The organism is Streptomyces sp. DH12, from assembly GCF_020873895.1.
Lineage (GTDB): Bacteria > Actinomycetota > Actinomycetes > Streptomycetales > Streptomycetaceae > Streptomyces.
In genome coordinates this window covers 1-867 of sequence record NZ_JAHWGT010000164.1, presented here as the reverse complement: position 1 = coordinate 867, position 867 = coordinate 1, and the positions used below count along the sequence as shown (strand labels likewise).

General features: G+C 66.1%; 1 protein-coding gene. It reads left to right on the top strand.

Translation table 11 applies throughout. From position 1 onward, the window contains the following. Window positions 1-471 precede the first annotated feature (471 nt). A partial coding sequence (locus LPA54_RS33240) for a lytic polysaccharide monooxygenase (protein ID WP_228984454.1) occupies window positions 472-867 on the top strand: 396 nt, incomplete at its 3' end.

The following is an 867-nucleotide window of genomic DNA, read 5'->3' as shown; positions in this document are numbered from 1 at the left end:
GTGCGCAGGTGACGGAGGTCCAGGCGTCACACGCGGCGGCTGTCTCGCATCCCCACGAGGTCACGCGCGTGGTGACGGCGGCGGCGGCTTCCGTGAAGCAGTAGCGGATCACTGTGCACGCGGTGCCGCCGCCCCACCCCCGGGCCGGCGGCAGCGCACGTCGCACGCCGGGCGTCGACCGGAAAGCGGTCGAATGTTTCGACGCCGCAAGCCCGCGGCCTGGCCAGGCCCGTTGTGGTTCCCCAGTGTGCGGATCATTCATGTCGGCCGTGTTAACTGGCTGAATCCAACCGAACGTCTCCCCGAAACCATTTCTTTCGCTCCACGAAACCTGCACGCCCACCTTCTACCTTTGGGAGCGCTCCCATCACGTTTCACCCACAGGATTGGAGTCATCCCCCCATGCACAACTCGCGTTTATCCGCCGGTACTTCCCGGCCGACCGGGCGCCGTCTCTTCCAGGCGTTTCTGATGCTGTTCGCCGTGGTGGCCGGCGCGCTGACGTTCGCCGGCACCGCCCAGGCGCACGGTTCCGTCGTCGGTCCCCCCTCCCGCGCGTACCACTGCTGGGAGAAGTGGGGCAGCGACCACATGAACCCCGCCATGGCGCAGGAGGACCCCATGTGTTGGCAGGCCTACCAGGCCAACCCCAACACCATGTGGAACTGGATGAGCATGCTCCAGGACGGCCTCGGCGGCCAGTTCGAGGCGCGGATCCCGAACGGCAAGCTCTGCAGCAACAACCACCCGAACTTCGAGAGCCTCAACAAACCGGGTCCGTGGAAGACGACGCCCGTCGGTGACAACTTCACCATCCACCTGTACGACCAGGCGTCGCACGGCGCGGACTACTTCAAGGTCTACGTG